This window comes from Pseudomonas sp. PMCC200344 (assembly GCF_030053095.1).
Classification (GTDB): Bacteria; Pseudomonadota; Gammaproteobacteria; order Pseudomonadales; family Pseudomonadaceae; genus Aquipseudomonas; species Aquipseudomonas svalbardensis.
In genome coordinates this window covers 5367477-5392567 of sequence record NZ_CP125618.1, presented here as the reverse complement: position 1 = coordinate 5392567, position 25091 = coordinate 5367477, and the positions used below count along the sequence as shown (strand labels likewise).

Here is a 25091-nt window from a genome sequence, read left to right as displayed (position 1 = left end):
TGTCCGTACGTTTCATTAAATTAGTCCACGCTGAACCAGGTCTTGATGGGCCGTTAACGGGTCTTCGGCCAAGAACAAATCAGCGATCTCAGTAGTTTTTACGGGCAACTCGGCGTGGTGGATGCATACCGTTGGTCCGGCAATCATTTTTGGGCAACTGACGCCATTCAAAAGTTTCGGCAGCTGTGAAAGGTTCATGGCTTTGCTGGAATACAGCAGTACGCCGCGGGCTTGCAGGTGATCGACCGCCAGCGCGAGTTCGCCGGCGGGAAGTGGCCAGTCGAACACTTCCACCGGGCAATCGGCGCTGCTGATCAGCCAGGCGGTCAGCCACAGGTGTGGTTCCAGTGGCACGTCCGATTGATTGATCAACAACAGTGGCGCGGTGCGTAACTGACGGTTGTTATGGTAGATGCGTGCGCCAAATTTGCTGCGTAACCAGGAGTAAAAAAACACCCGCTCCATCTGCGCGCCGAACTGGCCTTGCCAGCGTTGCTCCAATTCAGCCAGCAATGGCATCAGCAGTTGTGCGCACAAGGTCCGTGGTGGATACAACGCCATGGCCTGATTGACGGTGTCATCGAGGGTGCGTTCGTTCAGTTGAGTGACCGCTTGCAGCAGCGTATGACGCATCACTTGCCAATCGTTTTCGACGGATTCGGTAAAGGCTTGCGGGGTGTCGAGCAGTTGCTTGACCTGGCTGACGGCCACGCCGCGGTTGAGCCAGGTGAGGATCGTCAGGATGCGTTGAACGTGTTCGGCAGAGAACAGCCGATGCCCCTTGGGCGTGCGTTGCGGAACGATCAGGCCATAACGCCGTTCCCAGGCCCGCAGGGTGACGGCGTTGACGCCGGTCTGGCGCGCGACCTCACGGATCGGCAGCCAGCCTTCGTCGAGGGCTTTCTTGAAGTCGGCGCCGAGGTCTTCGCTGGCGCTGGTGTCGAGTGGGCTTTTCATTGGATTGTCATTAGATCGCGTTTCGCAGGCTGAGATTTTCCGGATGCGGTTGCAGGTAAACCTGTTGCGCAATGTATGGATCCGGGTGTTGACGGAAGTAGTGTTTGAGCAGCGTCAACGGCACCACCAGCGGCACGATGCCGTGGCGGTATTGACCGATGACGTGCTGCACTTCCTGTTTGTCTTCAGGGCTGATGGCCTGTTTGAGATAGCCACTGATGTGTTGCAGGACGTTGGTGTGGCTGCGGCGTGTGGCGCATTTTTTCAAGGCCGTCATCAGCTCGCTGAAATAGCGTGGGCCGAGTTCATTCGGATCGATCTGGCCCATGTTGCCCAGCAGATTGCCCAGGGTTTTGTATTGCATCGGGTTGTGGGCCATCAGCAGGTATTTGTAGCGCGAGTGAAAGTCCGTGAGGCCACGACGAGTCAGGCCGTCGCGCAGCAACTGCTGCCAGGCGCTATAGGCGAACACGCGGGTGAGGAAGTTTTCGCGCAGCACCGGGTCGTTGAGGCGGCCGTCTTCTTCAACTGGTAAATCCGGATGCCGCGCGCAGAACGCCTGGGCGTAGATGCCACGGCCACCACCGTCCACCGGCGCACCGTTGGCGTGGTAGACCTTGACCCGATCCAGGCCGCATGACGGGGATTTCTGCATGAAGATGTAGCCGCAGAGATCGCCCAGTTCCGCGGCCATTTTCTGTCCGTACTCGGCGAGCGGCCGGGTGACATTGAGCTCAGGGTTGACGGAGCCGACAGCCTCGGGATGTTCGGGATCGCCAACCAGGCGGATCGGCTCCCGAGGAATACCGAGGCCGATGGCGACTTCGGGGCAAACCGGGACAAAATCGAAATAGTCAGTGAGGGTGTGACAGCACAGCCGCGACGCCTTGTGCCCGCCGTTGTAACGCACTTCTGCGCCCATCAGGCAGGCGCTGATGGCGATCTTCGGTTTCACGGTGACGTGGGGCATCGGAGCACCTCGAATCTAAACCTGTACAGAGCGTTAATTCTGTACAACATGGTTTCATCATAGATTCAAAGGTGTACAAGTCAAATTATTTGTATAGGTTTTTGCCGTCGCTCCCTTAGGAGCTGCGATTCACTGCAGATGCGCATGCAAACGGCGGGCGGCTTCCTGGCCGCTGAGCCAGGCGCCTTCGACACGACCGGACAAGCACCAGTCGCCACACACATAGAGGCCCAGATCGGCATCGGCCAGGGCTCCCCATTCATGGCTGCTGGCGGGGCGGGCGTAGAGCCAGCGGTGAGCTAGGCTAAAGGTCGGGGCAGGCATGGCGCTGTGCAGCAGCTCGGCAAATGCGCCGTGTAATTGCTCGATCACTGCTTCTTTGGGCAGGTCGATATGTTGCCGGCTCCAGGCACTGGTGGCGTGCAGGACCCAGGTGTCGAGGGTGTTGTCACGTCCAGGTTTGCTGCGGTTGCGAGCCAGCCAGTCGAGCGGGCTGTCCTGTACGAAGCAGCCTTCCATGGGCGTATCCAGCGGTGTCTCGAACGCCAGCGCGACAGCCCAGGTCGGGTCCATTTTCACCCCGGCGGCGGCACCGGCGAGTTTCGGCGCGGAGGCCAGCAGTGCAGTCGCCTGAGGCGCTGGCGTGGCGATAATCACATGACTGAACGGGCCGTGGGTGAAGCCTTCGGCGTCCTGCAGATGCCAGTGCTCCTCGCCGCGATAGACCTCGGTAATGCGGCAGGCGAAATGCACTTCCAGGTCGCCGAGCAGGCCGCGGGTGATGGCGCTCATGCGCGGCGTGCCGACCCAGCGCGTCTGTTCGTCCGGCGACAGGCTGAGCTGGCCGCCATGGTAGGTGTAGAGCTGCGGCATCCATTCAGCGACCCAGCCGTTGCCTTGCCAGCGCTGGACTTCAGTGACGAAGCGGCGATCGCGGGCAGTGAAATATTGCGCGCCCATGTCCAGAGCACCCGCATCGCTGCGCTTGCTTGACATGCGTCCGCCACTGCCGCGGCTTTTATCGAAAAGTTGAACGACATGCCCGACCTCTGTCAGGGCCTGGGCGGCGGAGAGCCCGGCGATGCCGGTGCCGATGATTGCGATAGGTACAGTCATAGGGGCCTCGTTTACCTTTCTGTACAGACTACGCCGTGGTTTAAACCTGTACAATATTGTTTTTTGGTATAACTTTTAGCGTTCTCGTTCTGACAGCTTGGCCTATTGTTAATCACAGAGCCTGCCCGATACCAAAGATCCCTGCTTATAAAAATAGACTAGTGATCAGAGTAAAACGCTACGCGAGGAAGTAGTCATGCACATATTGCTGACCGGCGGTACTGGTTTGATAGGACGTCAACTCTGCCGCCTCTGGTTGAGTCAGGGTCATCGCCTGACGGTCTGGAGTCGCCAGCCTGAAAAAGTCGCGAAAACCTGCGGTGCCCAAGTGCGCGGAGTGGCCCGCCTCGAGGACATCGGCCAGGAGTCGGTGGATGCGATTATCAACCTCGCGGGTGCACCGATTGCCGATCGCCCCTGGACAACCAGACGCAAAGCGCTGTTGTGGAGCAGTCGCATCACCCTGACCGAAACCCTGCTGGCCTGGCTCGAAACCCGTGAACAAAAACCGCAGGTGTTGATTTCGGGGTCTGCGGTCGGTTGGTACGGTGACGGGGGCGAGCGGGAATTGACCGAGAAGTCTCCACCGGTCATCGATGATTTCGCCAGCCAGTTGTGCATCGCCTGGGAAGAAACCGCCCAGCGTGCCGAAGGCTTGGGCATTCGCGTGATCTTCATTCGTACCGGGCTGGTGTTGTCGGCCGAGGGCGGCTTTTTGTCGCGGCTGTTGCTGCCCTTCAAAGTGGGGCTGGGCGGGCCTATCGGCAGTGGCCGGCAGTGGATGCCGTGGATCCATATCAACGATCAAATCGCCCTGATTGATTTTCTTCTGCATCAGGAAGACACCAGTGGTCCTTATAATGCCTGCGCGCCCAAGCCGGTGCGCAACCGCGAGTTTGCCAAGACATTGGGCAGCGTGCTGCACCGCCCGACGTTCATGCCGATGCCGGCCCTGGCGTTAAAGGTGTGTCTGGGCGAATTGTCATTGCTGTTGCTGGGCGGCCAGAAGGCCGTACCGGCTCGCTTGCTGGAAGCGGGTTTCACTTTCCAGTTCACCGATTTGCGCGCGGCTCTGGACGACCTTTCCAGCCGCCTTTGAAATAGGACGTTGCATGACTGATCACGCATTGCTTCTGGTCAATCTGGGCTCACCGGCCTCCACCTCGGTGGCGGATGTGCGCAGTTACCTCAATCAATTTCTGATGGACCCGTATGTGATCGACCTGCCATGGCCGGTGCGACGTTTGCTGGTGTCGCTGATCCTGTTCAAGCGCCCGGAGCAGTCTGCCCACGCCTACGCCTCGATCTGGTGGGAGGAGGGCTCGCCGTTGGTGGTGCTCAGCCGTCGCCTGCAACAGGCCATGACAGCCCAGTGGACCCACGGACCGGTGGAGCTGGCGATGCGTTACGGTGAACCGTCGATTGAGTCGAAATTGGTGCAGCTGGCCGCCCAGGGCTACAAAAAAATCACTCTCGCGCCGCTTTATCCACAGTTCGCTGACAGCACCGTGACTACGGTAATCGAAGAAGCCAAACGAGTGGTGCGCGAGAAGAAGCTCGACGTACAGTTCTCGATTCTCCAGCCGTTCTACGATCAGCCGGAATACCTCGATGCGCTGGTCGCCAGTGCCAAGCCCTATTTGGAACAGCATCACGATCACCTGCTGCTGAGTTTTCACGGTTTGCCGGAGCGGCACCTGACCAAGCTCGATCCGACCGGGCAGCATTGCTTCAAGAATGAAGACTGCTGCAAGAACGCATCCCCCGAAGTGTTGGCCACCTGTTACCGCGCCCAATGCCTTCGCACCGCCTCCGAGTTTGCCAAGCGCATGGGCTTGGCGGACGGCAAGTGGTCGGTGTCGTTCCAGTCGCGTCTGGGCCGGGCGAAGTGGATTGAGCCCTACACCGAAGCACGCCTCGATGAGTTGGCTGGAATGGGCGTGAAGAAAGTGCTGGTGATGTGCCCTGCATTCGTCGCCGATTGCATTGAGACGCTGGAAGAGATCGGTGATCGCGGCAAAGAGCAGTTCCACGAGGCGGGAGGGGAGGAGTTGGTGCTGGTGCCGTGTCTCAACGACGATCCGCAGTGGGCGCGGGCGTTGAGCACGTTGTGCGAGCGAGCGCCGCTGGCGCTTTAAAAGCTTCGCGAGCAGGCTCGCTCCCACATTGGATCGGCGTCGATCACAAAACCTGTGGGAGCGAGCCTGCTCGCGAAAGCAATCTAACTGGCAGCAAAGATCTCAAGCCGTTACAGCAACGATTCATTCGCCTTCTTGTGCTTCCAGCTGTCATTACCTGGCAGCAACAGGTTCAGCGCAATCGCCGTCACCGCGCACAGCGCGATGCCTTTAAGGCCGAAGTCGTCCGGCCCTGTGCCGGTGCCGACCAGGACGCCGCCAATCCCGAACACCAGGGTTACCGAGACAATCACCAGATTGCGCGCTTCGCCCAGGTCGATCTTGTGGCGAATCAGCGTGTTCATGCCCACCGCCGCGATCGAACCGAACAACAGGCACAGAATTCCGCCCATCACCGGCACTGGAATGCTTTGCAGCAGCGCGCCGAATTTGCCGACGAACGCCAGGCTGATGGCGAATATTGCCGCCCAGGTCATGATCTTCGGGTTGTAGTTCTTGGTCAGCATCACCGCGCCCGTCACTTCGGCATAGGTGGTGTTGGGTGGACCGCCAAACAGGCCGGCTGCGGTGGTGGCAATGCCATCGCCGAGCAGGGTGCGGTGCAGGCCGGGTTTCTTCAGGTAATCGCGACCGGTCACGCTACCGACAGCGATCACGCCGCCGATGTGCTCGATGGCGGGAGCCAGGGCCACCGGCACGATGAACAGAATCGCCTGCCAGTTGAATTCCGGCGCGGTGAAGTGCGGGATCGCAAACCACGGTGCAGCGGCAATTTTCGCCGTATCAACGACGCCAAAATAGAACGCCATCGCAAAACCCACCAGCACGCCGGAGATGATCGGTACCAGGCGGAAGATGCCTTTACCGAATACCGCGACGATCAGGGTGGTCAGCAGCGCTGGCATCGAGATCAGCATTGCCGTCTGATAATGAATCAGTTCGGTGCCGTCGCCAGCCTTGCCCATCGCCATGTTGGCGGCGATTGGCGCCATGGCCAGGCCGATGGAGATAATCACCGGACCAATCACCACTGGTGGCAGCAGACGGTCAATGAAACCGGTGCCTTTGATCTTCACCGCAAGGCCGAGGAAGGTGTAGACGAAACCGGCCGCCATCACACCGCCCATGGTCGCCGCGAGACCGAACTGGCCCTTGGCGAGAATGATCGGGGTGATGAAGGCAAAGCTTGACGCCAGGAACACCGGCACCTGACGCCCGGTGACGATCTGGAACAGAATCGTCCCCAGGCCTGCGGTGAACAGCGCCACGTTCGGGTCGAGGCCGGTAATCAGCGGCATCAACACCAGGGCGCCGAAGGCCACGAACAGCATCTGCGCACCCGACAGCACCGTGCGCCAGAGCGGATCGTTGAACTCTTGCTGCATGCTCAAGCGTCCTTCTGCTTGGTGCCGAAGATCTTGTCACCGGCATCGCCCAGGCCTGGGATGATGTAACCGTGTTCGTTCAGTCTCTCGTCAATGGAAGCGGTGTAGATGGTCACGTCCGGGTGAGCCTTTTCTACGGCGGCAATGCCTTCAGGGGCAGCCACCAGCACCATCGCGCGGATATCCCGGCAACCGGCTTTTTTCAGCAGGTCGATGGTCGCGACCATGGAGCTGCCGGTAGCGAGCATCGGGTCGATGATCATCGCCAGGCGCTCGTTGATTTCCGGAACCAGTTTTTCCAGGTAGGTGTGGGCCTGCAAGGTTTGTTCGTTGCGAGCCACACCCACGGCGCTGACTTTGGCGCCCGGGATCAGGCTCAGCACGCCTTCGAGCATGCCGATACCGGCGCGCAGGATCGGCACCACGGTAATTTTCTTGCCGGCGATTTTCTCGACCGACACCGTGCCGCACCAGCCTTCGATGTCGTAGCTTTCCAGCGGCAGGTCTTTGGTGGCTTCATAAGTCAGCAGGGCACCGACTTCCTGAGCGAGCTCACGGAAATTCTTCGTGCTGATGTCGGCGCGGCGCATAAGGCCGAGTTTATGGCGGATCAGCGGATGGCGGATCTCGAGGATGGGCATGGGAAAGGCTCCGGCGGCGGGCAAAAAAACCGGCCTAGATTAATCTATCCGAGGGTGTTGTCCTATAGACATAGAGTACGTTAGTCCATAAACGCTTGATCTGGCCGTGAGGGATGCGTACCTTTGCCCGCTTTTCCTCAGTCCGTCACCCCCCCTGGAGAGCGCCATGTCTGCTGATCTCGAGCATATCCGTCAAATCATGCGAGAGGCTGACTGCCTGTACACCGAAGCTGAAGTCGAGGCGGCCATCGCCCGTGTCGGTGCACAAATCAACGATCAGATGGCTGAAAGCAATCCGGTGGTGTTCTGCGTGATGAACGGCGGGCTGATTTTTTCCGGCAAGCTGCTGACCTATCTGAACTTCCCGCTGGAAGCGTCCTACCTGCACGCCACTCGTTATCGCAACGAAACCAGCGGCGGCGATCTGTTCTGGAAAGCCAAGCCGGAAGTGTCGTTCATCGACCGTGACGTGCTGATCATCGACGACATCCTCGACGAAGGTCACACCCTGGGCGCGATCATCGACTTCTGCAAACACGCCGGCGCCCGTGCTGTGCACACCGCCGTGCTGATCGACAAGGACCACGACCGCAAGGCTCGCCCGGACCTGAAAGCCGACTTCGTCGGCCTGCCATGCATCGACCGTTACATCTTCGGTTACGGCATGGATTACAAAGGCTACTGGCGTAACGCCAACGGGATTTTTGCTGTTAAAGGAATGTAAGAACATGACCGCTCCGAGCTTTCTCGATCAAACCCTGTTCGCTGAATTGGCCGAGAAAGCCGCAGCCAATCCTCGCGGACGTCAGCATCACAACTTCCATCAGATGGAAGACGCTTGTCATCGCATGGCCGTAGGGTTGCAGCCGAACACCTACATCCCGCCTCACCGCCATCTGGGCGATAACAAAGCCGAAACCTTGCTGGTCCTCAAGGGGCGGCTTGGCCTGTTGATTTTCGATGAGTCGGGCGCCGTGCTGAAAAAACAGATTCTGCAGGCCGGTGGCGATTGTGTTGGCGTGGATCTGCCGACCGGTGTGTTCCATGGTCTGGTGGTACTGGAAGCCGACAGCCTGATGTTCGAATGCAAGGCTGGCCCTTATCGCCCGGTCGGTGAGGGTGAGCTTGCGCACTGGGCACCGCGCGAAGGCGAGCCGGGTGTGGCCGAGTATCACGCGTGGATGCGCGCGCAGTTCGATTGATAATCAGATTTCTGTAGCAGCTGGCGCAGCCTGCGTCCGGCTGCGCAGAAGCCGTAGAATCTGAACCCACGGTTTAACTGAAAAAACGCATTGCCTGTTTTACGACTGCTGCGCAGCCGGACGCAGCCTTCGGCAGCTGCTACAGTGCTCGGCCTCGTCTTGGGAGCCTGTCATGAGCCTTTTGATCCGCAGCTGCGTCGCCCTGTTGCTGACCGTCAGCCTGCCTCTGGCTGCCGCCCCGGCGCCGATGCACGCGCAGTTCCTGCCCCCCGATGACTTGACCCTGCGTGACGCGGAGCCCGAGCAGCAACAGCTGTTGCAGGTCACCGAGTACTCGGTGGTGGTCGGCAGTCAACGCCAGTCAAACCAGCAGCCGATTCCGGTGACCTCACCGTTGCTGATCCGTCTCAAGGGCAAATCCTTGAACAAGGGCGCGACCATCAACCAGGTGCTGGTCAATTTCGATGGCGAAAGCAAAAGCCTGAAAAAGCCGATCTACGACGACAAAAGCAAAACCTTGACGCTGTTTTACCCGATGGCCCAGTACCGGGTGGTGATCGACTTGTTGCGCAATGACACGGTGTATTGCCAGTTCCTCAGCTACGCCAACGGCCATGTCTGGGCCGATCTGCACACAGGCAGCGTTCGTCCGCGTTGAGCCCTATGCCCGCGGAGGGGTAAACTGCCCGTCCCGTGAAATGTCTGCGAGCTGGAGTCGGCAATGCGTAAAGATAAGAAGCAAGTGATTGGTGACGAGATCGGCGATGAGCAGATCAAGCTGTTCCTCGATTTCGAACCGGTCGACGCCACGTCGCCGTCGCTGCACAAACTGATCAAGGCCTACCGCGGCCTGCGCATCGATGACTTCGGGCGTTTTCTGACGTTTTTCGTCGAAGCCGGTCTGGATCTGGACGGCAAGGATGAGCACGGCAACGACTTCGTCGCCCTGATCAAGGATCAGCGCAACGCGGCCGAGTACATCGAACTGATCGAAAAGGCTCGCGGTTAAGATCTTTTAAAGGCACAAAAAAACGCCCCGCTCTCAATAAGAACGGGGCGTTTTTTATGCGGCCGAATCAAGCGTAGCTTTCGGTCTCGTTGCTGGCTTCAACCAGTTCCAGCGCGACGTTGTTCTGCACATTGATCTTGCGATACAGCGCAGCGTCGGTTTCCAGAACTTTTTCCCGAGCCGGGAAGATTTCCGCGAGCTTGGCAGCCCATTCACCAGAAGTTTTGTTCGGGAAGCATTTCTCGATCAGCTCAAGCATGATCGAAACGGTCACCGACGCACCTGGCGAAGCGCCGAGCAGGGCAGCAAGCGTACCGTCCTTGGCCGCGACCAGTTCGGTACCGAACTGCAGAACGCCGCCCTTTTTCGGGTCTTTCTTGATGATCTGCACCCGTTGGCCGGCCACTTCCAGGCGCCAGTCTTCGGCTTTCGCTTCAGGGTAGAAGCGACGCAGGGAATCCAGACGCTGTTCCATCGACTGCATCACTTCGCTGACCAGGTACTTGGTCAGGTCCATGTTGTTTTTCGCCACGGCCAGCATCGGGCCGATGTTGCCGGCGCGAACCGACATCGGCAGGTCCATGAAGGAGCCGTGCTTGAGGAACTTGGTGGTGAAACCGGCGTAAGGTCCGAACAGCAGGGACTTCTTGCCATCGACGACGCGGGTGTCCAGGTGCGGCACCGACATCGGTGGCGAACCCACGGCCGCCTGGCTGTAAACCTTGGCCTGGTGGTGTTTGACCACTTCCGGGTTGTCGCAACGCAGCCACTGGCCGCTGATCGGGAAGCCGCCGAAGCCTTTGCTTTCTTCGATGCCCGAAGCTTGCAGCAGCGGCAGTGCCGCGCCGCCAGCACCGAGGAACACGAATTTCGCGTCGACGTCACGGGAATTGCCGCTGTTGACGTCCTTGATGCTGACGGTCCAGCCACTGCCGTTACGCTTGAGGCCGGTCACGCGCTTGCAGTACTTGACCTGGGCATCGGGTGCGCTGGTCAGGTGCTTGAGCAGTTGATTGGTCAGGGCGCCGAAGTTGACGTCGGTGCCGTTCATGACGCGGGTGGCGGCGACGACTTCGTCGGCCGGCCGGCCAGGCATCATCAGCGGCATCCACTCGGCCATGGTGGCCTTGTCTTCGGTGTATTCCATGTCCGAGAAGGCGTGGTGCTTGCTCAGCGTCTTGAAGCGTTCCTTGAGGAAGGAAACGCCATCGTCACTCTGGACGAAGCTCAGGTGCGGCACCGGGCTGATGAACGTCTTGCACGAGCCGAAGGTGCTTTTCCTGGTCAGGTAGGACCAGAACTGCTTCGACACCTCGAACTGGGTGTTGATGTGCACGGCTTTCTTGATGTCGACGGTGCCGTCGGCGGCCTGCGGCGTGTAGTTGAGCTCACACAGCCCGGCGTGACCGGTACCGGCGTTGTTCCACGGGTTCGAACTCTCCGCGGCACCGGAATCCATCAGCTCGACGACTTCCAGCTTGATCGCGGGGTCGAGCTCTTTGAGCAGTACAGCGAGGGTGGCACTCATGATGCCGGCCCCAACCAGTACTACGTCGACTGCTTCGTTATGCGCCATTTAACGCGTCTCCAAAATCTGCAGCACCAAATTGTCGGCATGGCTGCCAGGCGTTCAGGGGCGTGTCAGTGATGCCCCAGGTACCCATGGCAGTATCGCCATGTCCGAATCTTCGCAATTTTTCGCAACTTCGACGGACGCTACCGGCCGGGTCTAAAAGAGTTACATGAACTCACTTCAACGCGCGGCTGGCAATTCGACTTATGGTCGATACATCCGTTTGTGCAACCAAATCCGTAGAGGACAGGCTTCAGGATCCGGTGTTCGAGGCGTACTCGGTCCTGTGTCGTTGGGCTGTTTCAGACGCTAATGGTGCATATTCAGACGCAAAACTATTCATTTGCTCGCCACACTCTTGTGAAGTTGTGAAAACCCGTTTTTTTCACGCTCTTTTGAAGACGTGAACCTCAAAAAAGGGCTGCCCCAGCCTGGCACCGTGCCCGGATGGATTGCCGCCATGGGATACATGACAGGCAAAACGGGCAAACAGCTCAGTAACCGAGCGTAATGACAGCTCTGCAGATTCGCGAAAAGTGGGGGTTTTGCTCAAGGAACAGCAAGCGCGCCAGCTTCACTCGATCTGTGTGGGCGGCTCTCTGTGGGCGGTGCGGGGTGTCAATACAAGCGCATTGACGATGCTGCGAGGCCCGATCAGGAGACGTCCTTATAATCGGGGGGAGATTGTAGCGAAGAAACGTAGGGAAATGGTCGTGTTTAATGACTTTTATTAGGTGTTCGGTCAGGTGGTCAACAGATGTTGAGCCCGCGCACGTGGCTGGCGCTGGCTGACACGGGCGCTAGGGGGCAGGGGATGGTGTAACCAGTTGAGACGGATTTCTTCGATTTCGACCCAGTCATCACCCATCGGCTGGAGGCTGCACTGTTTGAATGCCTGGCAGTGGCCGTTACGGTCGAGCAGGGCGAAGCAGCGATGCAGAGGACGTGGGTTGAACAGCGAGATGAGATAGCGCATGGCGAAGTACCTTGTGGGGTGACTGCTGTGAAGGTTGCCAGCGAGCCGTGACGTGAAAGTGTATGGGCGATGACATCTGTGTGACAGGAACCGGCTTCCCAAGGGTTTGTCAGACATTTCAGTATTCACTGTGGGGTGCTGGTTAGCCGCAGTGGCGCACCGCTATACTGCCGGCCTGTTTGTGCCTGATTCTGGAGAAAAGAGCATGTTGCAACGCCTGTTGTTCGGTTTGATCACTGTGACCAGTTTGACGCTGGTCGGCTGCGCCCACAGCCCGCAACAACTGAATCCGGAACCCAAGCTGACGACTCAGCTGGCACCGGTCGGTCATGGTCAACCGGTGGTGGTGCGTGTGGTGGACGGTCGTCCGTCGCCGACTTTGGGCACCCGTGGTGGCCTGTACCCTGAGACCAGCGCGATCACCGTGCAGGGCGCGCAAATTCTGCCGAAGTTGCAGGCTCAGGCCGAAGCGGCCGTGCGGTTGCTGGGTTTTACGCCAACCAACAATGCACCGAATGCACCGCAAATAACCGTGACCCTGGCCGAGCTGAAGTATCAGTCGCCTAAAGAAGGCATGTACGTGACTGAGGCCACCATCGGCGCGACGTTCCGCTCCGATGTGCAGAATGCCAATCGTCGTTACAGCGGGCGTTACGGTGCGTCCCTGGATCAACGTTTTGGTATGGCGCCGAATCAGGAAACCAATACCAAGCTGGTCAGTGATGTGCTGAGCGATGCGTTGACGCGTCTGTTCAAGGATCCGACGATTGGTCAGATTCTCGGCGAATAAACATTCGCTGGGTTCAAAAAAGCCCGGTTGCCAGCAATGGCCCCGGGCTTTTTCATGCTTGCTGATTTTTGGTGGGACTACTCCCACAGGGGGGCAGCGGTGTCATGCTGCTTCGGAGTAAAAATCCAGAACACTCACGCCTGTCAGTAAATCCGTCTCTGGCAAATCCGAATGCTGATGCCCACCCAATGCGCAATACACCAGCCAGTGGCGGTCCTGGACGTTGAAGGCGAGGCTGCCAACGAGGTTTTGTTGTTCGTCGCTTTGAGCAATGAGGTAGAGGCGATCCTGGTTTTCGGCGTGCAACATGACGGTTTCCGTGTCGGTTTCGAGGGGCGCCAGACTGGCGTATTCAGATGACGGCGCCGTGACACAGGACAGGAATCGGTCAAATGGTTCGTTACTTGTCGGAAAGCAAGGGCACGAGGCGAGGCTTTCAGTAGAATTCGCGCCGCGGTCGTCGGTTCGGCGTCTGCCACACCTGTTTTGCTGAGGTCCGTGATGTCGTTGCATTTGATTTCGCTGTTTACCAACCATCCCGCCAAGTTGATCAACCTGTTGGCCTTGTTGTTTGCCTTTCCGGGCGGCTGGTTGCTGCATGCCACTCGCCGCCGCGAACAGCGCGCGTTGGCCATTCTCGAAGCGCAAGGCCAGAGCCGTCGTATCGATGAACCGACGTTGATGCTGGATGGGGCGACCTTGCGCATGAACCGGTTTTTTTATCGATTCGGTTTTGCCTGCCTGGGATTGGCGCTGCTGGTGTCGTGGATCAGTACACGCTTCTGACAGCAAAATACGCAGCAATGAAAACGGCGCCCGAGGGCGCCGTTGTCGTATCCCGCCAAAAACGTTACAGCGGCAATCCTGCTTTCACACGGTACTGATTGCGCACCGGCGTCGCGTATTGCAGGACCATGAACGGACGATGCTCCTCAGGGCAAGCGTCCAGACGCTGTTGCCATTGCTCCTGAGCCTTGGCCAGTTCGTCGGCCGCAAACACCTCAGCGGCTTTCGGCACCTGCAATTGCGGGTCTGCATCTTTCCACTGGGCGTAGGCCAGGTAGTGCACCGGGAACAGGCGGTAGCCGCCGAGGATCTGCCGGTCCATCTCGATCGCCAATTGCTTGGTGTCATCGAACAGCTCGGTGATCGGCGAAGCGAAGTTCACATGCACGCGGCCCTTGTAGCCGGTGATGCCCTTGGCAATGCTCACATCGTCCTCGCCCGGCACTTTGGTGTAGCTGCCGGTGGTGGCGCGGATAAACAGCTCGCGAGCCTTGGCTTGATCGCACGGGTCGTATTCGTAGCTGATCGACACCGGGGTGAGGTTCAACGACTGAATGACTTCGCCGAATGGTTCGTCCTTGCGGCTCATGTGGAACATCTTGAGGATGGCCGACTCGGTGCGGTCGTCGCCGTCTTTGGCCCGGCCTTCGGCCTGGGCGATCCAGATCGAGGCGCAATCCTTGCGGATCGAGTGGTTGATGTAAGCCGACAGCAGCTGATACGCCGCCATCTTCTCGCGTCGACCGGCGATCGAACGGTGCACGATGAAGCTCTTGTTCAGGCGCATCAGATCGCTGACGAAGGGCTTTTGCAGCAGGTTGTCGCCGATCGCGATGCGCGGTGTCGGCAGGCCGGCGTGGTACACGGCGTAGTTGACGAAGGCCGGGTCCATTACGATATCGCGATGGTTGGCGATGAACAGGTAGGCGCTGCCGGACCTGAACTGCTCGACGCCGGTGTACGTCACACCGTCCGTGGCTCGCTCGATGGTGTGGTCGACGTACATCTCGACTTTGTCCTGCAACGTGGCCACCGATGTAACGCCGGCGAACTCACGGCGCAGCCGATGAGCTATAAGAGGTTTGAGCATCCAGCCGAAAGCACCGGCAAAACGCGGGAAGCGGAAGTGGATGAGGATATCTAGAAACGCCTTGTCGCCGAGCAGCCGGTCCAGCACTGCCGGGACTTCGCTGTCATTGTAAGGTCGGATGGCATCGAATTCGCCCATCATGCTCTCTTGTTAGAAACGGCTAGGGTAAGTAAAGGTTTTGATCGAAAACCAACGGGGCACGGTCTGAAAAGTCAGCCAGACGAAAATAGCCCTGCAAATAGACCGGCGATTATACGCACAAGTCACCTGGGAGACCGCGATGCTGGAAACTGCGCAGTATGAATGTCCGTATTGTGGTGAGGAGGTTGAGACGTCTGTGGATCTGTCCGGGGGCGATCAGACCTATATCGAGGACTGTCAGGTGTGCTGTCGGCCGATAACGTTTGTGTTGCAGGTTCACGGAGAGGAATGGCATCTCGAAGTGTTCAGCGAAAATGAGTGAGGGGCGTCTATGCAGCGAATCTACGAGCCTGAAAACCTGATGGAAGGTGAGTTGCTGCAAGGCATGCTGGCCAGCGAGGGTATCGAAGCGCATCTGGTGGGGCGTGATTTGCTCGGTGGAAGCGGCGAACTGCCGATTTACGGCTTGCTGGGCTTGTCGGTGGATAACGACCAGGCCGAATACGCCCGGGAGCTGATCACCGCGTACAATGCCGCGCTTCCACTGCCCGGCGATGAACCGGAAAGTTTTCCCGGCACGCTGGTCTGTTAGGCTGGTGTCCGTTTTATCAAGAGTCGTGTTGCCCCATGTGTGGACGTTATGCCCTGTTTCGCTGGAACCCCGCCTTCGCGGCCCTGCCCGGCTTCCCCACCGATCAGCAGGCCCAGTGGAATATTTCTCCCAACGATTCGGTGTTGATGCTGCGCGCGGGTGTTGACGGTCAGCGTGAGTTGGCCCGAGCGCGTTGGGGGTTGACGCCGCCGTGGCTGACCGATTTGTCCCGTACGCCAGCCCATGCCCGGGCCGAAACCGTTGCCGAACAACCGATGTTTCGCCAGGCCCTGCGCGAACGCCGTTGCCTGCTGCCGGCCAACGGTTTTTACGAATGGCGCGGCACGACGCGCAAGCGTCCGTATTGGCTGACACCGGGGGAGGGTTCGGCGCTGTTTTTTGCTGCGATCTGGGAAGCGTATCCGGTGCAAGAGCAGGTGTGGCTGAGCACGGCGGTGATCACGCAGCCGGCGGCGAGTCAGCGCCGGCCGTTGATACTCGATGCGGCGGGGCAGGAAGCGTGGCTCAATCCAGAGACTCCGTTGCATGCCTTGCAGGCATTGCTCGCCAGTGAACCCGCGGGGTTGCGCGAGCGGGTGTTGGCGAATCTGGTGAATGATCCGAAGCTGAATGGGCCGGAGTGCCTTACCCCCGGCTAACTGATGTGGCGCCTGTGCGGACGCCTTCGCGGGCAAGTCGGATCGCCGCACCGCTCGCTCCTACGGGTTATGTGATCCCCTGTAGGAGCGAGGCTTGCCCGCGAAGAGGCCTTTGGATCAGACCTTGAACTGATTGATCAACCGCCGCTGCTGTTCAGCCAACTTGGTCAGATCCGCACTCGCCGCACTCGACTCATCCGCTCCGCCCGCCACTTCATTGGCCACTTGCCCGATGTTGATCACGTTCCGATTGATGTCGTCAGCCACCGCACTCTGTTCCTCTGCCGCACTGGCAATCTGGGTGTTCATGTCGTTGATCACCGACACCGCCTGAGTAATCGTCTCCAGCGCCTCGGCCGCTTTCGCCGCGTGCTGCACGCTTTCGTCGGTACGGTTCTGACTGTCCTCCATCACACGCACCACATCGCGCGTGCCTTGTTGCAGTTGCTGAATCATGGTCTGAATTTCTTCAGTAGCTTTCTGAGTCTTCTGCGCCAGGTTGCGCACTTCATCGGCTACCACCGCAAAACCGCGTCCCTGTTCGCCAGCGCGGGCCGCTTCGATGGCCGCGTTCAAGGCCAGCAGGTTGGTCTGTTCGGCAATCCCGCGAATCGCCGTCAGGATCGCGTTGATGTTCTCGCTGTCCTTGGCCAAGGTTTGCACCACGCCGACAGCCTTGCCGATTTCTATCGCCAGTACGCCAATCGAGTTCGACGTATCGCGCACGATTTGCATGCCTTGCGCCGCTGCCTGATCCGCATGACTGGCGGCTTGCGCAGCCTGGGTCGCGTTGCGCGCCACGTCCTGGGCGGTGGCGGTCATTTCATGCACCGCCGTGGCCACCTGATCGATCTCGGCCATTTGCTTGTGCACACCGATGTTGGTGCGGATGGCGATGTCGGCGGTGTGTTCCGACGAATCACTGACGCTCTGCACCGAAGTCACCACCTGGGTGATCATCGCCTGCAACTTGGCCAGGAAGGTATTGAAGCCTTTCGCAATCGCGCCCAGTTCGTCGGCGCGATCGCTGGTCAGGCGGCGAGTCAGGTCGCCTTCGCCCTGAGCGATGTCGTCGAGCATGGCAACCATCTGCTTCAGCGGCCGGGCAATGCCGTGGCCCACCAGCCAGATCACCAGCAAACCGATACCGGCGATCAACAATCCGACCATGGCCATGCCAAAGGTGTCGGACTTGCGCTGAGCGTCCAGATCGGTCTGAAGTTTTTGCAGGTCGGCCATCACCGCGTTCAACGGCAGTTGCAGCATGAGGGTCCAGCGAGCGTCGGTCTGGCCGATGCCGAATGGCAGGTACAACTCGATCCGGCCCTGGGCCTTGTCGACGGTGTAGGTGACTTCACCGCGCTTGAGATTGGCCATGTTGGCGATCTGCTGGCTGTCGAGGATGTCGCTGACTTTCTCACCGAATTTGCTCGGGTCCTTGGTGTAGGCAACGATCCGGCTGTTGCCGCCAATCAGGGCCATTTCACCAGCGCCGCTGTACAACTTCTGATTCGCGCCGAGGAGCATTTCCTGGATGAAGTTCACCGAGAGGTCGGCGCCGACGATGCCCTGGAAGGCCCCGTTGAGCATGATCGGTTCAATAAAGGAGGCGAGCATGACGATCTTGTCGCCGACCTTGTAAGGCGCCGGATCGATCACGCAGGATTTTTTGGTTTCTTTCGAGCACAGGTAGTACTCGCTGGCTCGCACGCCGGTGGACAGGGTTTTCTGGTCGTCGACGTCCACCAGTTTATCCAGGCCAAGGCTGCCGTCTTCGTTGCGGAACCACCACGGCAGGAAGCGGCCGTTGCTGGCGTCGATGCCGACAATCTTGGTGTCGACGTAGGCCGCATCGTTGTGATCGAGGGCGTTTTTTTCCCAACCGACGTAGGTGCCGAGAATTTTCGGGTTCTTGGTGACGTTTTCCTTGATCAGGCTGATCAATTGCTCACGGCTCAGGCTCAACTGTGGCTGGCCATCGGCGCCCGGGGTACCGATCAATGCATTGACTCGCACCAGTCCGCCGGCAATCAGCAGTGGCGCTTCGAGCTCGCGCTGGATCTGGCTGACCTGGGTTTGCGCCAGTGACGTCAGGCGTTGTTCGATGACTTGCTCGAATTGTGCCTGGGTCCGCTGCTGGACCATGTCTTGTGTCCGTGCGCCGGAAAACAACGCGTACAGCACCAGAGCTGCCACGACACTAAGAACGATGGCGCCGGCGAGGGCCGCCACGGAAAACTGGATCGACTTGAATTTCATGGGTGCTCCGCACGCAAGAGGACGTCTGCGGTGCTGTATCGGCAGGGGTGTCGATGGCCATGAGCGGGGTTTGGCGAATTGGCTGTTTTGTAGGCGTTAATGTCGCAAATGAATCATTACGGGCCGTTATCGACCGCGGTGGGCGCTGTTAGGTGAATTTTTTCCTACGGTCATGAGAGCTTTGTCTGAAATGTGCGTCTACACCTCTGTTGTATCTGGCGCCAATACAATTCACCGCCTAGGATAACCGGCATGTTTTCAGGGAAATTTTTGATGAATAAGACATTGGTTGTGTGTGCGCTGAGCGCAGGTCTGCTGCTCGCGGGTTGTCAGTCGGTCAACACCACCAGCGGTGGCGCGGTGGGCGTTGAGCGCAAACAGTACATGTTCAGCATGCTGTCGACCGATCAGGTTAATCAGATGTACGCCCAGTCTTATCAAAAGACAGTTGGCGAGGCGAGCAGTAAAGGCGTGCTGGACAAGACCAGTAGCGAGGCCAAACGTGTCCAGGCCATTGCCGACCGGCTGATTGCCCAGGCGCCGATTTTTCGACCAGATTCGGCCCAGTGGAAGTGGGAGGTCAACCTGATCAAGAGCGACGAACTCAATGCCAACTGTGGGCCTGGCGGCAAGATCATTTTCTACACCGGCCTGATCGACAGCCTAAAACTCACCGACGATGAAATCGCCGCGATCATGGGCCACGAAATCGCCCACGCCCTGCGCGAGCATGGTCGTGAAGCGATGTCCAAGGCTTACGGCATCGAAATGGCCAAGCAGGGCGCCGGTGCCTTGTTCGGTCTGGGTCAGGACAGCCTGGCGCTGGCGGATACCGTGGCCAACTACGGCATGACCTTGCCCAACAGTCGCTCCAATGAAAACGAGGCGGACCTGATCGGCCTGGAACTGGCTGCTCGCGCCGGCTACAACCCGAACGCGGCGATCACCTTGTGGAACAAGATGAGCAAGGCTTCGCAAGGTTCGCCGCCAGAGTTCATGAGCACGCACCCGGCGTCGGCCAGTCGGGTTGCTTCGTTGCAAGCGGCGATTCCGAAAGTCATGCCGCTGTACGAGAAAGCCAAGAAATCCTGATGTTCATGCGGTGCTGCCACTGACGCTATCGCGAGCAGGCTCGCTCCCACATTGGAACGCGATCACCTGTGGGAGCGAGCCTGCTCGCGAAGAACGATAACGCGGTCTGACGGCCTACCGCATCAAGCCCAACCGCTGCTCTGCATCGCCTTGTACACCGCGACAATGGCGAGGATGAAGAACGCCGACGCCGCCAGGCGACGGATCAGGGTCAACGGCAATTTATCCGCGGCAAAGTTACCCGCCAAAACCACCGGCACGTTGGCAATCAACATCCCGACGGTGGTGCCGATGATCACCAGCCACAGCTCCGGGTATTGCGCAGCGAGCATCACCGTGGCGACTTGAGTCTTGTCGCCCATCTCCGCAAGGAAAAACGCGATCAACGTGGTCAGGAACGGTCCGAACTTGCGGGCGGTGCTGGCTTCGTCGTCATCCATCTTGTCCGGCACCAGGGTCCACAATGCGGTCGCGGTGAAGCTCGCGGCGAGGATCCAGTGCAGCGTCGCATTCGAGAAGAAACTACCGACCCAGGCACCTACCGCGCCGGCGGCCGCGTGGTTGGCCAGGGTTGCAGCGACGATGCCGGCGATGATCGGCCAGGGTTTGCGAAAGCGAGCGGCGAGAATGAGCGCGAGCAGTTGCGTCTTGTCGCCGATTTCGGCCAAGGCAACGATTGCGGTGGGAACGAGAAATGAGTCCAGCATCAGGGTTTTCCTAAGGGGCGGGTCGACACGGCTATGACACGTACAGCCTTCCCGCCCCGGGTAAGGTGTTCGTGTCATAGGTCTTGTCAAACCCTGCGATCCGTCTGATGCGGACGCTTGGTCGCATACGCCATGGTCTGTTGACCAAGTATGTTGACGTATGCCGGACGAGCATGGCGCTCGTGGGAGACTACTCCCCTAGGACGGAGCGGATTCTGCCTAGACAAATCCGATTGGGCAAGCCTCTTTTTTAAAAAGAAGACCTAGCCGCGTTTGGCCCGATAGATTCTGAAACCCTGTCCTTCAGCCTTGATCGCACACACGCCCAGATGCTCTTCGATCAGCGGCTGATACTTCAGGAAGCTGTTGGCTACCAAGCGCAGTTCTCCACCATTTTTCAGATGTTTAGCAGCTTTTCGCAGCAAGTTCTCGGTAGCGAAGTAGTCGGTGTGAACCCCGACATGGAAGGGTGGGTTGCTCAGAATTGCACTCAAGCCCATCGGTGCTGCGTCGATACCGTCACCGGTAATCACGTCAGCTTCCAGACCGTTGGCAGCCAATGTCAGGCGACTGCTGGCGGCGGCAAAGGCATCCACATCAAGCAAGGTGACCTGGTTGTGTGGATAGCGACGTTTCACCGCTGCTCCCAACACACCGGCACCGCAACCGAAGTCCAGCAAATGGCCGCTCGGCAATTTGTCCAAATGTTCCAGCAACAGCGCGCTGCCGCGATCCAGCCGACCGTGGCTGAACACGCCCGGCAGGCTGATGACTTTTAGCGGACCTTCGGCCAGCGGCAACTCATAAGTCTGGGCCAGGCTTTCCAGCGACTTGGCTTCTGGCGCAGTGGCCACGGTAACCTGCCACAGCTGGCAATGCCGCGCGCTGTCGAGCTTGCGCGGCTTGCCGAAGGGGTTCAGTTGCTTGGCCGCACCTTCGATGCCGCTGCGTTTTTCACCCACCAGATACAGTTCACGACCGGCCAGCTTGGAGGCGAGAGCGTTGAGGATGTAGTCGGTCAGGTCCTTGGACTTGGGCAGAAACACCACGGCGGTGTCGAACGCGCGCTCCGTTACAGTCACACCGAAATGACTGCGCTCGGCGAAGCGGGCATCCAGCGCTGCTTGATCGCCGGCATGCCAGCACCAGCCATGAGCGTCGGGCAGACGGCCCAGCAGGTCGTCGGCGGGCAAACCGGCCAGCAGCACCGAACCCTGGAATAATTCAGCCTGACGAAGCAGTACTTCACTGCGCGGATCCATACTCTGCTCCTGTAAAAAAGTGCCGCAGTCTATCAACTGACGACCCGCAGCGCTTTACCACTGAAGTATCCCTGAGCGTTTTCGGTCAACTGGCCCACGATTCGCTGGCGTGCCTCGCGACTGCCCCAAGCATTGTGCGGGGTGACAATCAACCGTGGAATGTCTTGGGCCAGCAGCGGATTGCCGGCGGTCGGTGGCTCGACGCTCAACACGTCGGTGGCCGCGCCGCCCAGGTGACCGTTGCGCAAGGCATCGGCCAGGGCCTGTTCGTCGATCAGGCCGCCGCGTGCGGTGTTGACCACGAATGCACCGGGTTTCATCGAGGCCAGCTCACGGGCTCCGATGAAGTGGCGGGTGTGTTCGTTGAGCGGGCAGTGCAGGGTCAGCGCGTCGATCTGCGGCAGCAGCTCCTCCAGTGGCAAACGATCCGGTCGGGCAGGGCGCCCGGGAATCTGGCCGAGCAGTACACGCATGCCAAAGGCTTCGGCCAGTCGTGCGACCGCGCCGCCAAGTTCGCCGTGACCGAGCAGGCCGAGGGTTTTGCCTTCCAGTTCGACAATCGGGTAATCCAGCAGACAGAACTGTTTCGCCTGCTGCCAGCGACCTTCGCCGACAGCCTTTTGATAATCGGCCAGGCGCGTCGCCAGATTGAGCAGCAACATGATCGTGTGCTGCGCCACCGAGGGCGTGCCGTAACCCTGGCAGTTGCAGACGGTAATTCCGTTGGCGCGGGCGGCGGCGAGGTCAACGTTGTTGGTGCCGGTGGCCGTGATCAGGATCAGCTTCAGCTCGGGGCTGGCTGCGATGGCGGCGGCGTCGATCAGGATTTTGTTGCTGATGGCAACGGTGGCGCCCTTGAGGCGTTCGATCACCTGGTCCGGCGTGGTCTGGGCGAAAAGCTGTAAGTCGCTGAAACACTCTTGCAGCGGGCTGAGGTCGAGGTCACCCAGGTCCAGGGACGGGTGGTCGAGGAAAACGGCGCGGTGAGTGTTCGTCATCAACTGTACCTTTTGTGCAATGAACTGAAGGCGTAATCTGCCGAGCCTACCAGATGAAACAAACAGTTACGCTTGGCCAAAAGGATCCCCCATGTACTGGACAGAGTTTTTGACCGTTGCCCTGATTCACTTGCTGGCCGTGGCCAGCCCCGGCCCGGACTTTGCCGTGGTGGTGCGTGAGAGCGTGACCCATGGTCGTCGCGCTGGCACCTGGACGGCGCTGGGTGTCGGCACGGCCATTTTCCTGCACGTCGGCTATTCGTTGCTCGGCATTGGCCTGATCGTGTCCCAGTCGATCGTGTTGTTTAATGCCCTGAAATGGGCCGCCGCCGCGTACCTGCTGTACATCGGCTTCAAGGCCTTGCGAGCACAGCCGGCCCAACCTGCGGCTGACGATCTGCACAAGGAAGCGGGCGAGCGCACTGCTCGCGGCGCCTTCACGTCGGGTTTCGTGACCAACGGTCTGAACCCGAAAGCGACGCTGTTCTTCCTTTCGCTGTTCACCGTGGTGATCAATCCGCACACGCCGCTGGCGGTACAGGCGGGCTACGGCATTTACCTCGCGGTGGCCACCGCTGTGTGGTTTTGCCTGGTGGCGATGCTGTTCAGCCAGCAGCGCGTGCGCGCAGGTTTTGCCCGGATGGGCCACTGGTTCGATCGGACGATGGGCGCGGTACTGATCGCCATCGGTGTGAAACTCGCGTTTACCGAGATGCATTGATCGCGCTATGAGTCATGGATAAGAAATACCAGCAGGTGCTGGCGCAACGCTAGCATTTGCACGACTTTGCAAATCATTCCTTTGGCTGATTTGGCTGGCGTCCAAGACCACTAAAGTGCTTACTTTCAGCCACGACCGTGCAGTCAGAAAAGGGACTCTTATGTTGCAGACTCGCGTTATCCCTCCAGCCGAAGGCGCTTACCAGTATCCGCTGCTGATTAAACGGCTGCTGATGTCCGGCGCTCGTTATGAAAAAACCCGCGAGATCATTTACCGTGACCAGTTGCGCTACAGCTATCCGACCCTGATCGAACGGGTCGCCAGGCTGGCCAACGTGCTGACGGCGGCCGGCGTCAAGGCCGGGGATACCGTGGCGGTGATGGACTGGGACAGCCATCGTTATCTGGAATGCATGTTCGCCATCCCGATGATCGGCGCGGTGATCCACACCATTAACGTGCGGCTGTCTCCGGAACAAATCCTCTACACCATGAACCACGCCGAGGACCGCTTTGTGCTGGTCAACAGCGAGTTCGTCGGGTTGTATCAGGCGATTGCCGGGCACCTGACCACGGTGGAGAAAACCCTGCTGCTGACTGACCTGCCTTCGAGTCCCGCCGACCTGCCGAACCTCATCGGCGAGTACGAGCAGTTGCTGGCGGCGGCGAGCACGCAGTACGACTTTCAGGATTTCGACGAAAATTCGGTCGCGACCACGTTCTACACCACCGGCACCACCGGTAATCCCAAAGGTGTGTACTTCACCCATCGGCAACTGGTGCTGCACACCATGGGCGTGTCGACCATCATGGGCGCCATCGACAGCGTGCGTTTGCTGGGCACCAACGATGTCTACATGCCGATCACCCCGATGTTCCACGTGCACGCTTGGGGCCTGCCGTATGTAGCGACCATGCTCGGGCTCAAGCAGGTCTATCCCGGTCGTTATGACCCGGAATACCTGGTGGAGCTGTGGCGCAAGGAGAAGGTCACTTTTTCCCATTGCGTACCAACCATTCTGCAAATGCTCCTTAATTCCAAGGCCGCGCAAGGCACCGACTTTGGTGGCTGGAAAATTGTCATCGGCGGCAGTGCGTTGAACCGCACGTTGTACGAAGCCGCCAAGGCCAATGGCATTCAGCTGACCGCCGCTTACGGCATGTCGGAAACCGGACCGCTGATCTCGTGCGCGCACCTCAACGACGAGCTGATGGCCGGCACCGAAGACGAACGCACCACGTACCGGATCAAGGCCGGTGTGCCGGGGCCATTGGTGGAGGCGGCGATCGTCGACACCGACGGCAACTTCCTGCCCGCCGATGGCGAGACCCAAGGCGAACTGGTGCTGCGTGCACCGTGGCTCACCGAGGGCTATTTCAACGAACCGCAAAAGGGCGCCGAGCTCTGGGCCGGGGGCTGGCTGCACACCGGTGACGTAGCGACCCTGGACAGCATGGGGGTGATCGACATTCGCGACCGGATCAAGGATGTGATCAAGACCGGCGGCGAGTGGATCTCCTCCCTGGACCTTGAAGACTTGATCAGCCGTCACCCTGCGGTACGCGAAGTAGCAGTTGTGGGCATCGCCGATCCGCAGTGGGGCGAACGTCCGTTCGCACTGCTGGTGGTCCGCGAAGGCCATGAGATCGGGGCCAAAGAACTGAAGGAACACCTCAAGCCGTTCGTGGAACTGGGGCACCTGAGCAAGTGGGCCATCCCGAGCCAGATCGCCCTTGTTACTGAAATTCCCAAGACCAGTGTCGGCAAACTCGACAAGAAGCGTATTCGCGTCGACATCACCGAATGGCAAGCCAACAACAGCACCTTCCTCTCGACGCTTTGAACGTCACCTGGCGTGCCCAAAAGGGCGCGCCAGCCCCACCAAGCAAGCGCTTGGCTTGTCAAATCTGAAATTTCAGCCATCCTTGGCGTGCCGACGGGCGTCGGCTTGGCAAAGGACTGTTCCAGAGTGGTTGGCAGCTGCAAATCACACTTTAGAGGGATCAAGCAGTACTACCTGCTGGCTA

27 protein-coding genes and 1 riboswitch are annotated in these 25091 nt (G+C 59.3%); of the genes, 14 read left to right on the top strand and 13 right to left on the bottom strand.

Features of this window, described 5'->3' with window-relative positions; genetic code table 11:
* Positions 1-15 precede the first annotated feature (15 nt).
* From QFW87_RS24630 to QFW87_RS24620, 3 genes are all read right to left on the bottom strand, one after another.
* Positions 16-957 carry a MerR family transcriptional regulator gene (locus QFW87_RS24630; RefSeq protein ID WP_283189096.1) on the bottom strand — a complete coding sequence of 314 codons (942 nt, stop codon included), beginning with the start codon at positions 955-957 and terminating at the stop codon, positions 16-18.
* Between the two features lie 10 nt (positions 958-967).
* Positions 968-1927, bottom strand: a complete 960-nt coding sequence (locus QFW87_RS24625) for a DUF523 and DUF1722 domain-containing protein (protein ID WP_283181639.1) — start codon at positions 1925-1927, stop codon at positions 968-970.
* A gap of 129 nt (positions 1928-2056) precedes the next feature.
* The gene (locus tag QFW87_RS24620) at positions 2057-3043 is read right to left on the bottom strand and encodes an NAD(P)/FAD-dependent oxidoreductase (RefSeq protein WP_283181638.1); all 987 of its coding nucleotides are present in this window, start codon (positions 3041-3043) and stop codon (positions 2057-2059) included.
* A 196-nt stretch (positions 3044-3239) separates the two neighbouring features.
* Here QFW87_RS24620 and QFW87_RS24615 point away from each other — a divergent pair, with 196 nt between their 5' ends.
* On the top strand, positions 3240-4142 hold the full coding sequence (locus QFW87_RS24615) for a TIGR01777 family oxidoreductase (RefSeq protein ID WP_283189095.1): 903 nt from the start codon (positions 3240-3242) through the stop codon (positions 4140-4142).
* Positions 4143-4155: 13 nt separating this feature from the next.
* On the top strand, positions 4156-5181 hold the full coding sequence (hemH, locus tag QFW87_RS24610) for a ferrochelatase (protein ID WP_283189094.1): 1026 nt from the start codon (positions 4156-4158) through the stop codon (positions 5179-5181).
* Between the two features lie 110 nt (positions 5182-5291).
* Here the strand turns inward: hemH and QFW87_RS24605 are convergent, their stop codons facing one another.
* Positions 5292-6566, bottom strand: a complete 1275-nt coding sequence (locus tag QFW87_RS24605; protein ID WP_076029807.1) for a uracil-xanthine permease family protein — start codon at positions 6564-6566, stop codon at positions 5292-5294.
* 2 nt (positions 6567-6568) lie between these two features.
* Entirely contained in the window at positions 6569-7207 is a 639-nt protein-coding gene (gene upp, locus QFW87_RS24600) for a uracil phosphoribosyltransferase (protein ID WP_150658982.1), read from the bottom strand.
* A gap of 166 nt (positions 7208-7373) precedes the next feature.
* On the opposite strand from upp, the gene QFW87_RS24595 reads away from it, so the two are divergent.
* The 4 genes from QFW87_RS24595 (at position 7374) to QFW87_RS24580 (ending at position 9418) form a co-directional block, all read left to right on the top strand.
* The gene (locus QFW87_RS24595; RefSeq protein ID WP_283181635.1) at positions 7374-7931 is read left to right on the top strand and encodes a hypoxanthine-guanine phosphoribosyltransferase; all 558 of its coding nucleotides are present in this window, start codon (positions 7374-7376) and stop codon (positions 7929-7931) included.
* A gap of 4 nt (positions 7932-7935) precedes the next feature.
* A complete protein-coding gene (locus QFW87_RS24590; RefSeq protein ID WP_283181634.1) occupies positions 7936-8409 on the top strand; it encodes a WbuC family cupin fold metalloprotein in 474 nt (157 codons plus the stop codon).
* Positions 8410-8581: 172 nt separating this feature from the next.
* Positions 8582-9067 carry a hypothetical protein gene (locus QFW87_RS24585; protein WP_283181633.1) on the top strand — a complete coding sequence of 162 codons (486 nt, stop codon included), beginning with the start codon at positions 8582-8584 and terminating at the stop codon, positions 9065-9067.
* A 63-nt stretch (positions 9068-9130) separates the two neighbouring features.
* A complete protein-coding gene (locus QFW87_RS24580) occupies positions 9131-9418 on the top strand; it encodes a PA4642 family protein (RefSeq protein WP_008153397.1) in 288 nt (95 codons plus the stop codon).
* Between the two features lie 67 nt (positions 9419-9485).
* On the opposite strand, the gene mqo is transcribed toward QFW87_RS24580, so the two are convergent.
* Positions 9486-10994 carry a malate dehydrogenase (quinone) gene (mqo, locus tag QFW87_RS24575; protein ID WP_223429649.1) on the bottom strand — a complete coding sequence of 503 codons (1509 nt, stop codon included), beginning with the start codon at positions 10992-10994 and terminating at the stop codon, positions 9486-9488.
* 739 nt (positions 10995-11733) lie between these two features.
* Entirely contained in the window at positions 11734-11967 is a 234-nt protein-coding gene (locus QFW87_RS24570; RefSeq protein WP_150658978.1) for a hypothetical protein, read from the bottom strand.
* A gap of 205 nt (positions 11968-12172) precedes the next feature.
* On the opposite strand from QFW87_RS24570, the gene QFW87_RS24565 reads away from it, so the two are divergent.
* Positions 12173-12757, top strand: coding sequence for a YajG family lipoprotein (locus tag QFW87_RS24565; RefSeq protein ID WP_150658977.1), 585 nt, complete (start codon positions 12173-12175; stop codon positions 12755-12757).
* Between the two features lie 102 nt (positions 12758-12859).
* On the opposite strand, the gene QFW87_RS24560 is transcribed toward QFW87_RS24565, so the two are convergent.
* Positions 12860-13066, bottom strand: coding sequence for a hypothetical protein (locus tag QFW87_RS24560; protein ID WP_283181632.1), 207 nt, complete (start codon positions 13064-13066; stop codon positions 12860-12862).
* A 192-nt stretch (positions 13067-13258) separates the two neighbouring features.
* Between QFW87_RS24560 and QFW87_RS24555 the strand changes: the two genes are divergently transcribed.
* The gene (locus QFW87_RS24555) at positions 13259-13543 is read left to right on the top strand and encodes a hypothetical protein (RefSeq protein ID WP_283181631.1); all 285 of its coding nucleotides are present in this window, start codon (positions 13259-13261) and stop codon (positions 13541-13543) included.
* A gap of 64 nt (positions 13544-13607) precedes the next feature.
* Here the strand turns inward: QFW87_RS24555 and QFW87_RS24550 are convergent, their stop codons facing one another.
* Positions 13608-14771 carry a 1-acyl-sn-glycerol-3-phosphate acyltransferase gene (locus QFW87_RS24550; protein WP_283189093.1) on the bottom strand — a complete coding sequence of 388 codons (1164 nt, stop codon included), beginning with the start codon at positions 14769-14771 and terminating at the stop codon, positions 13608-13610.
* Between the two features lie 142 nt (positions 14772-14913).
* On the opposite strand from QFW87_RS24550, the gene QFW87_RS24545 reads away from it, so the two are divergent.
* Genes QFW87_RS24545 through QFW87_RS24535 form a run of 3 tightly spaced genes read left to right on the top strand, consistent with a single transcriptional unit; the run spans position 14914 to position 16025 of the window.
* Positions 14914-15096 (top strand): CPXCG motif-containing cysteine-rich protein, encoded by a 183-nt coding sequence (locus QFW87_RS24545; RefSeq protein WP_283181630.1) that lies wholly within the window; start codon positions 14914-14916, stop codon positions 15094-15096.
* Between the two features lie 9 nt (positions 15097-15105).
* Positions 15106-15366, top strand: coding sequence for a DUF2007 domain-containing protein (locus QFW87_RS24540; protein ID WP_283181629.1), 261 nt, complete (start codon positions 15106-15108; stop codon positions 15364-15366).
* A gap of 35 nt (positions 15367-15401) precedes the next feature.
* Positions 15402-16025 (top strand): SOS response-associated peptidase, encoded by a 624-nt coding sequence (locus QFW87_RS24535; RefSeq protein ID WP_283189092.1) that lies wholly within the window; start codon positions 15402-15404, stop codon positions 16023-16025.
* Between the two features lie 117 nt (positions 16026-16142).
* On the opposite strand, the gene QFW87_RS24530 is transcribed toward QFW87_RS24535, so the two are convergent.
* Positions 16143-18284 carry a methyl-accepting chemotaxis protein gene (locus tag QFW87_RS24530; RefSeq protein ID WP_283189091.1) on the bottom strand — a complete coding sequence of 714 codons (2142 nt, stop codon included), beginning with the start codon at positions 18282-18284 and terminating at the stop codon, positions 16143-16145.
* Between the two features lie 273 nt (positions 18285-18557).
* Here QFW87_RS24530 and QFW87_RS24525 point away from each other — a divergent pair, with 273 nt between their 5' ends.
* Complete coding sequence (locus tag QFW87_RS24525; RefSeq protein WP_283181626.1) at positions 18558-19376, top strand: M48 family metallopeptidase; 819 nt, start codon at positions 18558-18560, stop codon at positions 19374-19376.
* Positions 19377-19498: 122 nt separating this feature from the next.
* Here QFW87_RS24525 and QFW87_RS24520 read toward each other — a convergent pair whose 3' ends face one another.
* From QFW87_RS24520 to QFW87_RS24510, 3 genes are all read right to left on the bottom strand, one after another.
* A complete protein-coding gene (locus QFW87_RS24520) occupies positions 19499-20083 on the bottom strand; it encodes a TMEM165/GDT1 family protein (RefSeq protein WP_283181625.1) in 585 nt (194 codons plus the stop codon).
* Between the two features lie 89 nt (positions 20084-20172).
* Positions 20173-20294, bottom strand: a riboswitch (yybP-ykoY riboswitch).
* A 52-nt stretch (positions 20295-20346) separates the two neighbouring features.
* Complete coding sequence (locus QFW87_RS24515) at positions 20347-21345, bottom strand: class I SAM-dependent methyltransferase (protein WP_283189090.1); 999 nt, start codon at positions 21343-21345, stop codon at positions 20347-20349.
* Positions 21346-21377: 32 nt separating this feature from the next.
* Complete coding sequence (locus tag QFW87_RS24510; protein WP_283181623.1) at positions 21378-22343, bottom strand: 2-hydroxyacid dehydrogenase; 966 nt, start codon at positions 22341-22343, stop codon at positions 21378-21380.
* 91 nt (positions 22344-22434) lie between these two features.
* Between QFW87_RS24510 and QFW87_RS24505 the strand changes: the two genes are divergently transcribed.
* The gene (locus QFW87_RS24505; RefSeq protein WP_046048281.1) at positions 22435-23064 is read left to right on the top strand and encodes a LysE family transporter; all 630 of its coding nucleotides are present in this window, start codon (positions 22435-22437) and stop codon (positions 23062-23064) included.
* Positions 23065-23224: 160 nt separating this feature from the next.
* The gene (locus QFW87_RS24500) at positions 23225-24907 is read left to right on the top strand and encodes a fatty acid--CoA ligase (RefSeq protein WP_283189089.1); all 1683 of its coding nucleotides are present in this window, start codon (positions 23225-23227) and stop codon (positions 24905-24907) included.
* Positions 24908-25091 lie beyond the last annotated feature (184 nt).

What these genes read in the sequence shown, in the direction of transcription:
- QFW87_RS24630 (WP_283189096.1), bottom strand. Translation starts at nt 957, where the DNA reads ATGAAAAGCCCACTCGACACCAGCGCCAGCGAAGACCTCGGCGCCGAC.
- QFW87_RS24625 (WP_283181639.1), bottom strand. Translation starts at nt 1,927, where the DNA reads ATGCCCCACGTCACCGTGAAACCGAAGATCGCCATCAGCGCCTGCCTG.
- QFW87_RS24620 (WP_283181638.1), bottom strand. Translation starts at nt 3,043, where the DNA reads ATGACTGTACCTATCGCAATCATCGGCACCGGCATCGCCGGGCTCTCC.
- QFW87_RS24615 (WP_283189095.1), top strand. Translation starts at nt 3,240, where the DNA reads ATGCACATATTGCTGACCGGCGGTACTGGTTTGATAGGACGTCAACTC.
- hemH (WP_283189094.1), top strand. Translation starts at nt 4,156, where the DNA reads ATGACTGATCACGCATTGCTTCTGGTCAATCTGGGCTCACCGGCCTCC.
- QFW87_RS24605 (WP_076029807.1), bottom strand. Translation starts at nt 6,566, where the DNA reads ATGCAGCAAGAGTTCAACGATCCGCTCTGGCGCACGGTGCTGTCGGGT.
- upp (WP_150658982.1), bottom strand. Translation starts at nt 7,207, where the DNA reads ATGCCCATCCTCGAGATCCGCCATCCGCTGATCCGCCATAAACTCGGC.
- QFW87_RS24595 (WP_283181635.1), top strand. Translation starts at nt 7,374, where the DNA reads ATGTCTGCTGATCTCGAGCATATCCGTCAAATCATGCGAGAGGCTGAC.
- QFW87_RS24590 (WP_283181634.1), top strand. Translation starts at nt 7,936, where the DNA reads ATGACCGCTCCGAGCTTTCTCGATCAAACCCTGTTCGCTGAATTGGCC.
- QFW87_RS24585 (WP_283181633.1), top strand. Translation starts at nt 8,582, where the DNA reads ATGAGCCTTTTGATCCGCAGCTGCGTCGCCCTGTTGCTGACCGTCAGC.
- QFW87_RS24580 (WP_008153397.1), top strand. Translation starts at nt 9,131, where the DNA reads ATGCGTAAAGATAAGAAGCAAGTGATTGGTGACGAGATCGGCGATGAG.
- mqo (WP_223429649.1), bottom strand. Translation starts at nt 10,994, where the DNA reads ATGGCGCATAACGAAGCAGTCGACGTAGTACTGGTTGGGGCCGGCATC.
- QFW87_RS24570 (WP_150658978.1), bottom strand. Translation starts at nt 11,967, where the DNA reads ATGCGCTATCTCATCTCGCTGTTCAACCCACGTCCTCTGCATCGCTGC.
- QFW87_RS24565 (WP_150658977.1), top strand. Translation starts at nt 12,173, where the DNA reads ATGTTGCAACGCCTGTTGTTCGGTTTGATCACTGTGACCAGTTTGACG.
- QFW87_RS24560 (WP_283181632.1), bottom strand. Translation starts at nt 13,066, where the DNA reads ATGTTGCACGCCGAAAACCAGGATCGCCTCTACCTCATTGCTCAAAGC.
- QFW87_RS24555 (WP_283181631.1), top strand. Translation starts at nt 13,259, where the DNA reads ATGTCGTTGCATTTGATTTCGCTGTTTACCAACCATCCCGCCAAGTTG.
- QFW87_RS24550 (WP_283189093.1), bottom strand. Translation starts at nt 14,771, where the DNA reads ATGGGCGAATTCGATGCCATCCGACCTTACAATGACAGCGAAGTCCCG.
- QFW87_RS24545 (WP_283181630.1), top strand. Translation starts at nt 14,914, where the DNA reads ATGCTGGAAACTGCGCAGTATGAATGTCCGTATTGTGGTGAGGAGGTT.
- QFW87_RS24540 (WP_283181629.1), top strand. Translation starts at nt 15,106, where the DNA reads ATGCAGCGAATCTACGAGCCTGAAAACCTGATGGAAGGTGAGTTGCTG.
- QFW87_RS24535 (WP_283189092.1), top strand. Translation starts at nt 15,402, where the DNA reads ATGTGTGGACGTTATGCCCTGTTTCGCTGGAACCCCGCCTTCGCGGCC.
- QFW87_RS24530 (WP_283189091.1), bottom strand. Translation starts at nt 18,284, where the DNA reads ATGAAATTCAAGTCGATCCAGTTTTCCGTGGCGGCCCTCGCCGGCGCC.
- QFW87_RS24525 (WP_283181626.1), top strand. Translation starts at nt 18,558, where the DNA reads ATGAATAAGACATTGGTTGTGTGTGCGCTGAGCGCAGGTCTGCTGCTC.
- QFW87_RS24520 (WP_283181625.1), bottom strand. Translation starts at nt 20,083, where the DNA reads ATGCTGGACTCATTTCTCGTTCCCACCGCAATCGTTGCCTTGGCCGAA.
- QFW87_RS24515 (WP_283189090.1), bottom strand. Translation starts at nt 21,345, where the DNA reads ATGGATCCGCGCAGTGAAGTACTGCTTCGTCAGGCTGAATTATTCCAG.
- QFW87_RS24510 (WP_283181623.1), bottom strand. Translation starts at nt 22,343, where the DNA reads ATGACGAACACTCACCGCGCCGTTTTCCTCGACCACCCGTCCCTGGAC.
- QFW87_RS24505 (WP_046048281.1), top strand. Translation starts at nt 22,435, where the DNA reads ATGTACTGGACAGAGTTTTTGACCGTTGCCCTGATTCACTTGCTGGCC.
- QFW87_RS24500 (WP_283189089.1), top strand. Translation starts at nt 23,225, where the DNA reads ATGTTGCAGACTCGCGTTATCCCTCCAGCCGAAGGCGCTTACCAGTAT.